Source organism: Buttiauxella izardii (assembly GCF_003601925.1).
Classification (GTDB): Bacteria; Pseudomonadota; Gammaproteobacteria; order Enterobacterales; family Enterobacteriaceae; genus Buttiauxella; species Buttiauxella izardii.
This window is the reverse complement of the sequence record NZ_QZWH01000028.1, coordinates 17,101-31,100: the sequence shown is the minus strand read 5'-3', so window position 1 is coordinate 31,100 and position 14,000 is coordinate 17,101. Positions and strand designations below refer to the sequence as shown.

The window sequence follows — 14,000 nt, the reverse complement described above, 5'->3', positions numbered from 1 at the left end:
ACGCCCGGCAAAGGGCGTTTCGTTATTTTAACCTCAGGCAGCCACGTTCGGGCTGACTTCCTCTTCGATGTTAAGTTTCCAGCCAGGCGTGTTATCCCAGTATTGTTGTTCCCGCTCTAAGTCCAGCAACACCAGCGTGTTCTGGCTGAACCAGTCGTACGGGAAACGCAGCGTCCATTGATGTTCGTCGGTTTCCAGTACCAGAGTCGGTGGCGTGGTGGTCGCCTGGCGTTGGTTATTCAGTAACACCCCCAGACGCAGAATCTGGATTAACGGCAAGAACTGCTTTTTCTTAAACAGCGTAAAACGCGGCAAGTCATCAATTTTGATGCCTTTACGGTGATAGCGCACCAGCGATGCAATCAACGTCTGCTGTTCCTGATTAAAGCCCGGCAGGTTGCTGTGTTGCAGAATATAAGCCGAATGGCGATGCAACCCGCTGTGGTTAATGTTCAGGCCGACTTCATGCAGCATGGCTGACCATTTCAGCAGCGCGGCCATTTGTGGATTAGCCTGCTTCGGGTTTTGCACTTCCCACTGCTGATAAATATGCTCGGTGGTTGCCAGCACGCGTTTGGCCTGATCGCTGTCGATATGGTATTGATCCGCCAGGCTTTGTGCGGTGCGGATGCGAATGTCCTGGTGGCGGAAACGGCCTTCCATTTCATACAGCACGCCTTCACGCAGCGCGCCGTCAGACAAGCGTAATTCACGAATCGCCAGCGAATCAAACACGCCGCACAGAATCGCCAGCCCCGGCACAAACACCGCTTTGCGTTCTTCCGATAAGCCCGGTAGGCTCATCACGTTAAAACTTTTGTATTTCAGCACTTCATCGCGCAGCATTTCCAGGCGTTCAGGCGTAATAATGCCGTCCTTTTCGCCCATATTGACCAGCACTTCATGAGCCGCTTTGATCGTCCCGGAAGCGCCCATCGCCACATTCCAGCCTTGCAAACGGTACTGCCAGGAAAGATTCTCCAGCTTTTGTACCGCCGCAAGCCGCGCACGCTTGAAGTTTTCGGCAGTGATAACTCCTTGCGGGAAAAAGTTTTGCGCAAAGCTGACGCAACCCATACGGCGACTTTCGACCAGCATCGGCTCGAAATCTTCACCAATGACCAGCTCGGTCGAACCACCACCGATATCAATCACCAGTTTGCGGCCTTTCTCGGGCTGGGTATGTTCCACGCCCATGAAAATCAGACGCGCTTCTTCGTTACCGGAAATAATTTCAATCGGGTAGGGGATAACCTGCTCAGCTCGTTTGAGAAACTCTTCGGCATTCACCGCCAGGCGTAAACTATGCGTGCCGACGATACAGACGTTATCGGCCGCAAAGCCCTGCAAACGTTCAGCAAATAGCGCCAGGCACGATAGCCCACGTTCCATCGCTTCTTCGCTTAACTCGTTGTCGGCATTCAGGCCATCAGCTAAATGAACACGTTGTTTCAGGCGTCCGATGATTTGCATCGCGCCGTCAACCACACGGGCGATCACCATGTGGAAGCTGTTCGAGCCAAGGTCTACCGCGGCGAATTCTTGCGGTCGTGGAGCATGTTTTTTTATTGGCATGATTTTATAGTCAGCATGATGCGTTATTCAGGTTGTTCCAGAGACTTGATGTAGTCATAAATCGCCAGTTGTGCGCGCACCTTGCGGCGGTTACCGCGCGGAACATAGCGATTACTCAGTTCTTTGTCGAGGTAACGCGCTTTTACCGTGTCACTGAACAAGATTTCGATGATATCCAGCACCCGCTGTTTCAGGCGCGGATCGAGGATGGCGACCGCAACTTCGATACGATAATCAATGTTGCGCGTCATCCAGTCGGCAGACGAAAGATACACTTTCTTATCGCCACCATTTTCAAAGATATAAACGCGGTCGTGTTCCAGATAACGGTCGACGATACTGATAACGCGAATATTATCGCTGATCCCTTCCAGATTCGGGATAAGCGAGCACATGCCGCGCACCAGTAAATTCACCTTCACGCCCGAGCTTGACGCAGCATATAGCCTGTCTACCAGCCCTTTATCGACCAGGTTATTCAATTTCAGAGTAATGCCAGACGGTTCGCCGTTTTGTGCATTCGCGATTTCTTTATCGACTAAATCATAAAGCAGGCGACGAGAGTTCTGCGGGGAAACCATCAGATGCTCAAACGTCACCGGGCGATACGGGTTTTCGATAAAGTTAAACACGCGGCGAACTTCATTGGTGATGCGTGCATCGCAGGTCAGCAACGAATAGTCGGTATAAAGACGCGCGGTTTTTTCGTTAAAGTTACCGGTGCCGATGTGGGCATAGCGCACCACTTCCTCGCCTTCTTTGCGGGAAATCAGGAACAATTTTGCGTGAATTTTCAGGCCCGGCGCTGAGAAGATAACGTGCACGCCCGCTTCGGTCAGGCGCTTCGCCCAATGAATGTTGGCTTCTTCGTCAAAGCGCGCTTGCAGCTCAACCACCACGGTGACTTTCTTGCCGTTGTGCGCGGCGTGAATCATCGACTCGATAATGCGCGAGTCTTTCGCCACGCGGTAAATATTGATTTTAATCGCCAGCACGCTGGGGTCGAACGAGGCCTGGCGCAGTAATTCGAGTACGTGCTCAAAGGTGTGATAAGGATAATAAAGCAGCACGTCACGGTTACGAATCGCATCAAAGCCGTTACGGAATTTATCGAACCAGATATGGCGCAAACGCGGCAACGGCTTGTTGATTAAGTTGGCTTTGCCGACGTTCGGGAAGCTGATGAAGTCTTTAAAATTGTGGTAGCGACCACCGGGAATAATGGAGTCGTAGTTGGTGATGGTCAGCTTGTTACGCAGCATTTCCACCATCGCATCTGGCATATCACGCTGATAAACAAAACGCACCGGCTCGGCGGTCAGGCGCTGCTTCAGGCTCGATGACATCAGTTCCAGCAGGCTGGATTCCATCTCCGTGACCAGGTCATACTCCGCGTCACGGGTCATTTTCATCGAATAGGCGTTCAATGCGTCGTAATCGAAGAAGCCTTTGAAAATGTCGTCCAGGCAATAACGCAGGATGTTATCCAACAGGATCATCGGCTTGCGACGGCGTGGCGCTTCCGGCGGCAAATTCACAAAACGCGGCACTTTATCGGACGGGATTTCCAGCAGGGCATAGCGAATATCGTCGCCCTGAATAATCTCTACCGCCAGATAGGTGTAATCATCTTTAAGAAACTGCACCAGGTCAGTTTCGTTATTAATCAGAATAGGAGTGATGTGCTGGCGTAAATAGTGTTTGAAGTAATGACGCAGCCAGTTTTGCTGATTCGGTGAAAGCTGGCGTTCGTTGATCAAGAAGATCTGATTGCGTGCCATTTCCAGCAGTAAATCGTTGTACAGGCCGTCAAATTCCTGGTCGGCTTTCAGCACTCGCGCCTGAATTTTATTGAGTAAATGGCGCGAATTCGGTGCCGTACCTTGCTCTTCACTGATCAGAATGCGTCGCTTAAGTTCAGCGAAACGAACCTTGTAGAATTCATCAAGGTTATTCGAATAGATGCCGAGAAAACGCATTCTCTCGATTAGCGGGTTAATTTTATCCGCCGCTTCCTGGAGTACGCGCTCGTTAAAATTCAACCAGCTCAGTTCTTTTTCGATGTACAGCTTATCCTGACCCATTAGCCCTCACACTCCGTTTTCGTGGACGTAAAAATGCCGTCACGTCTGTCATTATGGCGAGCTTTAGCGGGGAATGTCCAACGCTCGCCGCAAAGTAGGGCGATTCGTTGATTTCGGCATAAAGAATGACAGAACGGGGCATTAAAAAAGGAGCCGAAGCTCCTTAATTTTATTCGTCTGCGGCATGGCCTTGCGGCGGCAGTTTACTGCCATCAAGCCAGGCGCTATTTTCGCGCATTTCCAGGCGTCCATCCATAAACCAGGAAACGACCAGCGGATAAATAGCATGTTCTTGATTCTGCACGCGCGCGGTGATGTCGTCTTCTTCGTCACCTTCAAACACCGGAACGCTGGCTTGCAGAATGACCGGGCCGCCGTCTAACTCTTCAGTGACAAAATGCACCGAAGTCCCATGGACTTCATCACCGTTTTCCAGAACCTGACGATGGGTATTCAGGCCAGGATATTTAGGCAATAAAGAAGGGTGGATGTTAATCAGGCGGCCCGCATAGTGCCCGACAAATTCCGGGCTAAGAATGCGCATGTAACCCGCCAGCACCACCAAATCCGGGGCGTAGGCATCAATCTCAAGCATCAGCTCGCGATCGAATGCCGCGCGGTCAGCGAACTGGCTGGCGGTTAACGCGTGAGCCGGGATTTCTGCTTCACGCGCACGTTCCAGGCCAAAGGCATCGGGTTTGTTACTGAATACAGCCGCAATGGCGCCATTAATTTTTTTAAGCTTGCAGGCATCAATAATCGCCTGAAGATTACTTCCGTTGCCGGAAATGAGCACCACTATGCGTTTCATTATTCAATAACCACACGTTCGGAGGAACCAGAAGCTTTGATACTACCGATTTTCCACGCGTTTTCACCTTTTGCATTCAGGAATTCTACTGCTTTATCCGCTTGCGCCGCAGGCAGCGCAATCAGCATGCCGACGCCGCAGTTAAAGGTGCGGTACATTTCGTGACGGCTGATATTCCCGGCAGTTTGCAGCCAGTTGAATACCGCAGGCCACTGCCATGAAGACTCAGCAATCACAGCCTGAGTGTTTTCTGGCAGCACGCGTGGGATGTTTTCCCAGAAGCCACCGCCGGTCAGGTGAGCGATGGCGTGAACGTCAACTTCACCAATTAACTCAAGCAGGTTTTTGACGTAAATACGCGTCGGTTCCAGCAGATGATCGGCCAGCGGTTTGCCTTCCAGTTCGGTGGTCAGCGGGTCGGTGCCGCTCACTTCCAGCACTTTACGCACCAGAGAATAGCCGTTGGAGTGTGGGCCGCTGGACGCCAGGGCAATCAGCACATCGCCATCAGCGACTTTAGAACCGTCAATGATTTCAGATTTCTCGACCACGCCGACGCAGAAACCCGCCACGTCGTAATCTTCGCCGTGATACATGCCTGGCATTTCAGCGGTTTCACCGCCAACTAATGCGCAGCCAGATTGCAGGCAACCTTCAGCAATACCAGAGATGACGCTGGCAGCCGTCTCGACTTCAAGTTTGCCGGTGGCGTAATAATCGAGGAAGAACAATGGCTCAGCGCCCTGAACAACCAGATCGTTTACGCACATCGCAACGAGATCGATACCGATGGTGTCATGACGTTTTAAATCCATCGCCAGACGCAGTTTCGTACCCACACCGTCAGTGCCAGAAACCAGCACAGGCTCACGATACTTCTGAGGCAACGCGCACAGCGCACCGAAACCACCCAGTCCACCCATCACTTCCGGGCGGCGAGTCTTTTTCACTACACCTTTGATTTTATCGACCAGAGCGTTACCAGCATCAATATCAACACCGGCATCTTTATAGCTAAGAGAGGTTTTGTCGGTCACTGCTAAGTCCCCGCGGATGGGTTAGAAATAAAAAACGCCGCAATTCTAACAGTGGAGGCAAACGTTTGCGAGCCTCTTGTTCGGCGGGATGTAATTATTATCGTTCTATACTCATTTCACCCAGTTTGATCTCGAAGCGGTGGCGCGGTGTTAAAAAAGCGGTATAATCCGGCGATTTTTTTTATGGTGGCCAACTATCTCGGGGAGAAAGAGTATGAAGATCGTGGAAGTCAAACACCCACTCGTCAAACACAAGCTGGGCCTGATGCGTGAGAACGACATTAGCACCAAACGCTTTCGTGAACTCGCCTCAGAAGTTGGCAGCTTGCTGACTTACGAAGCCACGGCGGATCTGGAAACTGAAAAAGTCACTATCGAAGGCTGGAACGGCCCGGTAGAGATTGATCAGATCAAAGGCAAGAAAATTACCGTTGTGCCGATTCTGCGTGCTGGCCTGGGTATGATGGAAGGCGTGCTGGAAAACGTTCCAAGCGCACGTATCAGCGTTGTCGGTATCTACCGTAACGAAGAAACTCTGGAGCCGGTTCCTTACTTCCAGAAACTGGTTTCTAACATCGAAGAACGCATGGCGCTGGTGGTTGACCCAATGCTGGCAACCGGCGGTTCTATGATTGCCACCATCGACCTGCTGAAAAACGCCGGTTGTACCAGCATCAAAGTGTTGGTTCTGGTAGCAGCACCTGAAGGTATCGCGGCGCTAGAAAAAGCGCACCCGGACGTAGAACTGTTTACCGCTTCTATCGATCAGGGCCTGAATGAGCACGGATACATTATTCCGGGCCTCGGCGATGCCGGCGATAAGATTTTTGGTACCAAGTAATGCCCTTCATCTTTCGAATTGCAGATGCGTTGGCTGCCTTTGCTCACCCTGGTCACGTAGCAAATCTACGCTCCCAGGGATTTGCGCAGTTGCCGCCTTCCTGCAATCCGAAATCTATTGGGCATTAAAAATAGCCGACTTTGAGAGTCGGCTTTTTTTTGACTAAAACACAACAACACAATACTCAGAGGAAAACGACATGACACGCCGCGCCATTGGAGTGAGCGAAAGACCACCCCTGCTGCAAACGATACCGTTAAGCTTGCAGCATCTGTTTGCCATGTTTGGTGCCACCGTTCTGGTGCCGATTCTGTTCCACATCAACCCGGCGACGGTATTGCTGTTCAACGGGATCGGGACGCTGCTGTATCTCTTTATCTGTAAAGGCAAAATCCCGGCTTATCTCGGTTCAAGCTTTGCGTTTATTTCACCCGTGCTGCTACTTCTGCCACTGGGTTATGAAGTCGCGCTCGGCGGTTTTATCATGTGCGGCGTGTTGTTCTGTATTGTGGCGCTGATTGTGAAAAAAGCCGGTACTGGCTGGCTGGATGTGATGTTCCCACCGGCGGCGATGGGCGCAATTGTGGCGGTTATTGGCCTGGAACTGGCTGGCGTGGCGGCGAATATGGCAGGTTTGCTGCCTGCTGACGGCACTTCACCAGATTCAACGACCATCATTATTTCTCTGGTTACGCTGGGCGTGACGGTCTTCGGTTCTGTGCTGTTCCGTGGCTTCCTGGCGATTATCCCGATTCTTATCGGCGTGCTGGCGGGTTATGCACTTTCCTTCGCCATGGGCGTGGTAGACGTCACGCCAATTGTGGAAGCACACTGGTTTGCGTTGCCAACCTTCTATACCCCGCGTTTTGAATGGTTTGCCATCTTCACCATTTTGCCTGCGGCGCTGGTGGTGATTGCTGAACACGTCGGTCACTTGGTGGTAACGGCGAACATCGTGAAGAAAGATTTGATTCGCGACCCTGGCCTGCATCGCTCCATGTTTGCTAACGGTATTTCGACTATCTTCTCCGGTTTCTTCGGTTCTACGCCAAACACGACTTACGGCGAGAACATCGGCGTGATGGCAATTACCCGCGTGTATTCCACCTGGGTTATTGGCGGCGCGGCAATTATCGCGATTCTGCTTTCTTGCATCGGAAAACTGGCGGCAGCAATCCAGGTGATTCCGGTTCCAGTGATCGGCGGCGTTTCTCTGCTGCTGTACGGCGTGATTGGCGCGTCCGGTATTCGCGTGCTGATCGAATCAAAAGTCGATTACAACAAAACGCAAAACCTGATCTTAACCTCCGTTATCCTGATCATCGGCGTCAGCGGCGCGAAAGTGCACATTGGCGCGGCTGAGCTGAAAGGCATGGCGCTGGCGACAATCGTCGGCGTTGGCCTGAGCCTGATCTTCAAATTGATCAGCGTTCTGCGCCCGGAAGAAGTGGTGCTGGATCCTGAAGATAGCGAAGTAAAATCCTAGTTTTGTCTTAAGCCGGGCGGCGCGCTCGCCCGGTTCTATTGATCCTCAATTCTGTGTTAGACTCTCTGCGTTTTTCTGCCTGTTATGGTTGAGGTAATTCTGAATACGCCGGCACAGCTCTCACTGCCACTCTATTTGCCTGATGACGAAACTTTTGCAAGTTTCTGGCCGGGTGATAACCCTTCTTTACTCGCTGCACTTCAGTCCGTGCTCCGTCAGGATCACAGCGGCTATATCTATTTTTGGTCGCGAGAAGGAGGAGGGCGCAGCCATTTGCTGCACGCCGCCTGTGCGGAATTGTCGCAACGTGGCGAAGCTGTCGGTTATGTGCCGCTTGATAAACGCACCTGGTTTGTCCCGGAAGTGCTCGATGGCATGGAACAACTTTCGTTGGTGTGCATTGATAATATTGAGTGTGTAGCAGGTGACGAACTGTGGGAAATGGCGATTTTTAATCTCTACAACCGCATTCTGGAATCCGGGAAAACGCGCTTGCTGATCACCGGCGATCGCCCACCGCGCCAACTGAATCTGCAATTACCCGATCTCGCATCGCGCCTGGATTGGGGGCAAATCTACAAACTTCAGCCTTTATCGGATGACGATAAACTCCAGGCTTTGCAACTGCGTGCAAAACAGCGTGGTTTTGAATTGCCAGAGGATGTGGGCCGCTTCTTGCTAAAACGACTGGATCGGGAAATGCGCACGCTGTTTATGACGCTGGATCAGCTCGATCATGCGTCGATTACCGCACAGCGAAAATTGACGATCCCGTTTGTGAAAGAGATTTTAGGGCTTTAAAACCACCCTCATCCTGTCCTTCTCCCTGAGGGAGAAGGGGAAATACTAAAATTCCCTCTCCTGAGGGAGAAGGGGAAATACTAATATTCCCTCTCCTGGGGGAGAGGGTTAGGGTGAGGGCTACAAAATCTCCAGCACCGACTCCGGCGGGCGGCCAATTCTTGCTTGCCCATTCGCCAGCACAATCGGGCGCTCAATCAGTTTTGGATTTTCCACCATCGCCTGAATCAACTGCTCTTCGCTTAACGCGGCATCCGCCAGATTCAACTCCTTGTACAAATCCTCTTTCTGACGCATCAACTCACGAGCGCTGGCAAAGCCTAATTTGCTTAATAACGATTTGAGCGTTTCGGCGTCTGGCGGGGTTTCCAGATACAGCACCACTTCGGGTTCTACACCATTCGATTTCAGCAGACTTAACGTTTCACGGCTCTTAGAGCAGCGCGGGTTGTGGTAAATAGAAACGGTGGACATCGTAACTCCTGTTACATCTTAGAATACTGAAGGAAGCGTTTTTGCAATTCGCGGAACTGATCGATTCTCGCGTCATAACGTGCTTGCTGCAAGCTGCCTAATTTCACCTGCCCGCTTGCGCCACTGAGCAGCGTAATAGCCTGATCGAGACGCCCGACAAGTGCCATCACTTCCGCTCGCGCCGCCAATTCCTGGTCACGATTACCTAACGCCGCTTCAGTTTGCGCTAACAAATCCCAGCCGTTGCTGTCGTCGGGATGAGAAAACGTATAACGGTTAAGGATTGTGGCTGCCTGAGCGGGTTGTTTGGCCTGCACATAAGCGTTGGCGAGGTTGAGCTGTAGCACTGGGTTTTGCTTCAGGTCAGGGGCGTTTTTCAGGCGGTTTATCGCATCGGCGGTTTTATTTTGCCCCAGGTCGATATCCGTGGATAAGTCGAGATACCACGTATTTCCTGGCTCTGCGACCAGCAGCGGTTGCAAAAGCTTGCGGGCTTCATCCCATTTATCGTTGCCCATCGCCTGCAGCGCATGGCCATAGGTTGAGGCACGCTGTTCACGAATATTGCCCTTCGCCCAGCTATCCAGCAAATCGCTGGTCAACTGGTTACGGCCAGAGTTGTACATGCCGAGCGTTCGGGCTTTCGCCATGTAAAAATCTTCAGAAGATTGCACCACGACCGGGCGCATTTGGTTGGCGCGGTTACGGGCATCGGACAAACGGCTTTCCGGCAATGGGTGCGTCAGCAAAATTTCCGGCGGACGTGATGAATAGCGCGACTGATCGAGCAGCTTTTCAAGGAAGGTTGGCATTGCTTGCGGATCAAAACCTGAGCGTTGCAGCACCTGAATACCGATGCGGTCGGCTTCCTGTTCGTTCTGCTGCGTAAAGCTAATCATGCCCTGCTGCGTTCCCGCCAGGGTTCCGCTTAACGCCGCCATACCCGCTTGCGGGCTGGCCATCGCCAGTAAAATGGAACCTAACGCGCCAACCCAGGTGAGCGGGGCGTTCTTTTTCTGATCTTCCATCGCTCGCGCCAGATGGCGCTGCGTGACGTGAGAGATTTCGTGCGCCATAACCGATGCCAGCTGGCTTTCGTTATCGGCATAACGGAACAGCGCGGAGTGCAGTACCACATTGCCGCCAAAGAAGGCAAAGGCGTTGATTTCGTCGTTGTTAATCAAGAAGAAATGGAATGGCGTCTTGACGGAGTTGGCATGGCTAACTAAACGCATACCGAGTTGATTAATGTACTGCACGAGTAAAGGGTCGTTGATTAATGGGGCGCTGCCGCGCAGCTGACGAACATAATAGTCGCCCATCTGCATTTCCTGGCCTATCGACAGCGTGCTTCCCGCAGAGGTTCCCATATCGGGCAGTTGATCGGTAACGTCTGCAAAGGCTGGCGTTGCAGGGCCGGCGAGCAGAGCTGCCATCAGAGTTGCAACCAGCGATTTTTTCAACTGCTTGAACATACGTCCTGTCCTGTTTAATCAAAGTTTATCTTCGACACGCATTAGGTGCTTTTGTTCGCATCACACGATGAACTGTAGCTCAGCACATGATTGACGCCTATCTTAGCCGTGGCAATGCCAAACCGCTATTGAAGCGAGATAAAAAGCGAAGTCTTTACTGTGACATTTAGATACAATCTCCCCTCGCATAATGCTGTCAGGGAAGGGATGTATGCTCGAAATGTTGTTGCAGTGGTATCGACGACGGTTTAGCGACCCGGAAGCTATCGCGCTGCTGGTGATTCTGGTTGCAGGGTTCGTGATCCTGTTCTTTTTCCATGGACTTTTAGCGCCGCTGCTGGTGGCGATTGTACTGGCTTATTTGCTGGAGTGGCCAACTGCGCGGCTTCAGCGTTTAGGGTGTTCGAGGACGCTAGCGGCTTCTATTGTGCTGGTGTTGTTCGTCGGCATTTTGCTGCTGATGGTGCTGGTTGTCGCGCCTGTGGCCTGGCAACAGGGCATTTATCTAATCCGCGATATGCCTGGCATGCTCAATAAACTTTCTGATTACGCCGCCACATTGCCAAGACGTTACCCGGCGCTGGTTGACGCAGGAATTATCGACGCCATTGCTGAGAATATGCGCGGGCGCATGATGGGCATGGGCGACCAGGTGGTGAAATATTCTCTCGCTTCATTAGTTGGTTTGCTGACGCTGGCCATTTATCTGGTGCTGGTGCCGCTGATGGTGTTCTTCCTCGTTAAAGATAAAGAACAAATGCTCAATGCGGTGCGCCGTGTCTTGCCGCGAAACCGTGGGCTGGCGGGGCAGGTGTGGCTGGAGATGAACCAGCAAATCACCAATTATATCCGTGGCAAAGTATTAGAAATGCTGGTCGTGGGTGTGGTGACGTACATCGGCTTTGTGGTGTTTGGCCTGAACTACTCTCTGCTGCTGGCGGTGCTGGTGGGATTCTCGGTGCTGATTCCGTATATCGGCGCGTTTATGGTCACGATTCCGGTGGTCTGTGTGGCGCTCTTCCAGTTTGGCATCGGCCCGGAATTCTGGACGCTGTTTGCGGTGTATCTGATTATTCAGGCGCTGGACGGCAATTTACTGGTGCCGGTGTTGTTCTCTGAAGCGGTGAATTTGCACCCGTTGGTAATTATTCTTTCGGTGGTGATATTCGGCGGTTTGTGGGGATTCTGGGGCGTGTTCTTCGCCATCCCGCTTGCCACGTTGATTAAAGCGGTGGTGCATGCCTGGCCTGATGGTTTGTTGATAGACGACGAGCCAAATTAGAGACAGTAAAAAGCCGACGTGAAGTCGGCTTTTTTAATCATGTATTGCTGTAATTAAGCGTTTTCTTTCAGCCAGTTCACCACGATATCGTGATGGTTGCTGGTTTTGAAATCATCAAACACTTTTTCAACTTTTCCTTCGCCATCCAGCAGGAAGCTGATGCGATGGATGCCGTCGTAGGTTTTACCCATAAACGTCTTCTCGCCCCAAACGCCAAATTGCTCACAGACTTGATGGTCTTCATCAGAAAGCAGCGTGAAGTTGAGTAACTCTTTTTCGGCAAAACGTGAAAGTTTTTCTGGTTTGTCAGTGCTGATACCTAACACTTCCACACCACTCTTTTTCAACTCGTCCATGTTGTCGCGCAAACCGCACGCTTGCACGGTACAGCCTGGCGTCATCGCTTTCGGGTAGAAATAAACCAGAACGCGCTGTCCCTGGAAGTCGGTTAAATTTATTTGCTCGCCGTCTTGATCAGGCAAGCTAAATTTCGGTGCACTGTCACCGGCTTTCAGTGGGCTCATTACAACTCTCCGTCTTAATCATCTTGCTGTGGATAATTCACAACGTTAATACTGCCCTGCGCTTTGAGTTCTGTACAGAGGGCCTTGAATGCATCTTCAATAACACTCGCATCCTGAGACGCCGGACTGTGAGCCGTGATCTGAATATACAACTGAGCTGGATTGCCATCCTGAGCCGGTTGCGTCCGCGAACTTAGCTCAGCGATATTCATGTGGTGTATATCAAACAGATTGGTGAAACGCTCGATTAAATGAGGCGAGTCAGTCACTTCTACCTGAACCCAAACTGTTGCAGGCATCGCCGGGCGCTCTTGCGCAGCGGTACGCTTCATCACAATTAACAAATCAAGCTCTGCGCCTTTAAGCGGCAGCGTTGATTCAATCAGGGTTATCGCATTCCAACTGCCTGACAGCAGCATAATAAACGTGAACTCTTCACCGAGCATAGCGAGGCGACTGTCTTCAATATTACAGCCGCAACTGCTCACATGACGGGTGATGGTATTAACAATACCAGGCCGGTCCGCCCCAAGGGCTGTGATGACCAAATAATGGTGTGGTGAGGGAGTCAAACGTATTCTTCCTGTGAATCGGTGAGTTAACATAAGGAAAGCATAAAAAAAACTTGCGTACAACCGTATGGCATCACTTGGTCACTTGCTTTTGATCCTGCACCAAACGTACCATTGAGACACTTGTTAGCACAGAGGATGGCCAATGTTCACTGGAAGTATTGTCGCGCTTGTGACGCCGATGGATGAGAAAGGTAATGTCTGCCGGTCAAGCCTGAAAAAACTGATTGATTACCATGTCGCCAGCGGAACGTCGGCGATTGTTTCGGTAGGCACTACCGGAGAGTCTGCTACGTTGAGCCATGACGAGCACGGTGATGTGGTACTGATGACGCTGGAACTGGCCGATGGCCGTATTCCTGTTATCGCGGGGACTGGCGCCAACGCCACCTCTGAAGCTATCTCGCTGACAAAGCGTTTTGAAAAAAGCGGTATTGTGGGCTGCCTGACGGTCACACCTTATTACAACCGCCCAACCCAGGAAGGGCTGTATCAGCACTTCAAAGCTATCGCCGGAAGCACCGACCTGCCGCAGATGCTGTACAATGTACCGTCTCGTACCGGTTGTGACATGCTGCCTGAAACAGTTGGCCGCCTGGCGAAGATAAAAAATATTATTGGTATCAAAGAAGCCACCGGGAACTTAACACGAGTAAACCAGATCAAAGAGCTGGTTGAAGATGACTTCATCCTGGTGAGCGGCGATGACGCCAGTGCGCTGGACTTCATGCAGCTAGGTGGCCACGGTGTGATTTCTGTGACGGCAAACGTAGCCGCGCGTGAAATGGCAGAAGTGTGTAAACTGGCCGCCAATGGGCAATATGCGCAAGCGCGCGTGATCAACGAACGTTTGATGCCGCTGCATAATAAATTATTTGTAGAACCCAACCCTATCCCGGTCAAATGGGCTTGTAGGGAGTTGGGACTTGTGGCAACCGATACCTTACGCCTGCCAATGACACCGCTGACTGAAGCCAGTCACCCGGTGATTCTAAGCGCGCTTAAGCATGCCGGTTTGCTGTAAAGTTTAGGGAGATT

General features: G+C 51.6%; 13 protein-coding genes. 5 read left to right on the top strand and 8 right to left on the bottom strand.

Annotated elements, in window-relative coordinates; translation table 11 throughout:
- Positions 1 to 33 precede the first annotated feature (33 nt).
- From ppx to purM, 4 genes are all read right to left on the bottom strand, one after another.
- A complete protein-coding gene (gene ppx, locus D6029_RS13430) occupies positions 34 to 1,575 on the bottom strand; it encodes an exopolyphosphatase (protein WP_120065235.1) in 1,542 nt (513 codons plus the stop codon).
- Positions 1,576 to 1,598: 23 nt separating this feature from the next.
- Positions 1,599 to 3,659 carry a polyphosphate kinase 1 gene (gene ppk1 / locus D6029_RS13425; protein WP_120065234.1) on the bottom strand — a complete coding sequence of 687 codons (2,061 nt, stop codon included), beginning with the start codon at positions 3,657 to 3,659 and terminating at the stop codon, positions 1,599 to 1,601.
- A 169-nt stretch (positions 3,660 to 3,828) separates the two neighbouring features.
- Positions 3,829 to 4,470 carry a phosphoribosylglycinamide formyltransferase gene (gene purN / locus D6029_RS13420; RefSeq protein ID WP_120065233.1) on the bottom strand — a complete coding sequence of 214 codons (642 nt, stop codon included), beginning with the start codon at positions 4,468 to 4,470 and terminating at the stop codon, positions 3,829 to 3,831.
- Positions 4,470 to 5,507 carry a phosphoribosylformylglycinamidine cyclo-ligase gene (gene purM / locus D6029_RS13415; protein ID WP_120065232.1) on the bottom strand — a complete coding sequence of 346 codons (1,038 nt, stop codon included), beginning with the start codon at positions 5,505 to 5,507 and terminating at the stop codon, positions 4,470 to 4,472. Before purM ends, purN begins: the two co-directional genes overlap by 1 nt.
- 214 nt (positions 5,508 to 5,721) lie before the next feature.
- Between purM and upp the strand changes: the two genes are divergently transcribed.
- From upp to D6029_RS13400, 3 genes are all read left to right on the top strand, one after another.
- Positions 5,722 to 6,348, top strand: a complete 627-nt coding sequence (gene upp, locus D6029_RS13410) for a uracil phosphoribosyltransferase (RefSeq protein WP_034459132.1) — start codon at positions 5,722 to 5,724, stop codon at positions 6,346 to 6,348.
- A gap of 199 nt (positions 6,349 to 6,547) precedes the next feature.
- A complete protein-coding gene (gene uraA, locus D6029_RS13405; protein ID WP_120065231.1) occupies positions 6,548 to 7,834 on the top strand; it encodes a uracil permease in 1,287 nt (428 codons plus the stop codon).
- Positions 7,835 to 7,933: 99 nt separating this feature from the next.
- Positions 7,934 to 8,635 carry a DnaA inactivator Hda gene (locus tag D6029_RS13400; RefSeq protein WP_244212409.1) on the top strand — a complete coding sequence of 234 codons (702 nt, stop codon included), beginning with the start codon at positions 7,934 to 7,936 and terminating at the stop codon, positions 8,633 to 8,635.
- 120 nt (positions 8,636 to 8,755) lie between these two features.
- Here the strand turns inward: D6029_RS13400 and arsC are convergent, their stop codons facing one another.
- A complete protein-coding gene (gene arsC, locus D6029_RS13395) occupies positions 8,756 to 9,109 on the bottom strand; it encodes an arsenate reductase (glutaredoxin) (RefSeq protein ID WP_120065229.1) in 354 nt (117 codons plus the stop codon).
- An 11-nt stretch (positions 9,110 to 9,120) separates the two neighbouring features.
- Complete coding sequence (gene bepA / locus D6029_RS13390; protein ID WP_120065228.1) at positions 9,121 to 10,584, bottom strand: beta-barrel assembly-enhancing protease; 1,464 nt, start codon at positions 10,582 to 10,584, stop codon at positions 9,121 to 9,123.
- A gap of 211 nt (positions 10,585 to 10,795) precedes the next feature.
- Here bepA and D6029_RS13385 point away from each other — a divergent pair, with 211 nt between their 5' ends.
- Positions 10,796 to 11,866 (top strand): AI-2E family transporter, encoded by a 1,071-nt coding sequence (locus D6029_RS13385; RefSeq protein ID WP_120065227.1) that lies wholly within the window; start codon positions 10,796 to 10,798, stop codon positions 11,864 to 11,866.
- A 53-nt stretch (positions 11,867 to 11,919) separates the two neighbouring features.
- Here D6029_RS13385 and bcp read toward each other — a convergent pair whose 3' ends face one another.
- Together bcp and D6029_RS13375 are read right to left on the bottom strand one after the other, a co-directional pair.
- On the bottom strand, positions 11,920 to 12,390 hold the full coding sequence (gene bcp, locus D6029_RS13380; protein ID WP_120065226.1) for a thioredoxin-dependent thiol peroxidase: 471 nt from the start codon (positions 12,388 to 12,390) through the stop codon (positions 11,920 to 11,922).
- A 14-nt stretch (positions 12,391 to 12,404) separates the two neighbouring features.
- On the bottom strand, positions 12,405 to 12,962 hold the full coding sequence (locus D6029_RS13375; RefSeq protein ID WP_208642681.1) for a glycine cleavage system transcriptional repressor: 558 nt from the start codon (positions 12,960 to 12,962) through the stop codon (positions 12,405 to 12,407).
- A gap of 145 nt (positions 12,963 to 13,107) precedes the next feature.
- Between D6029_RS13375 and dapA the strand changes: the two genes are divergently transcribed.
- Positions 13,108 to 13,986 (top strand): 4-hydroxy-tetrahydrodipicolinate synthase, encoded by an 879-nt coding sequence (gene dapA, locus D6029_RS13370; protein ID WP_120065225.1) that lies wholly within the window; start codon positions 13,108 to 13,110, stop codon positions 13,984 to 13,986.
- Positions 13,987 to 14,000: the final 14 nt, after the last annotated feature.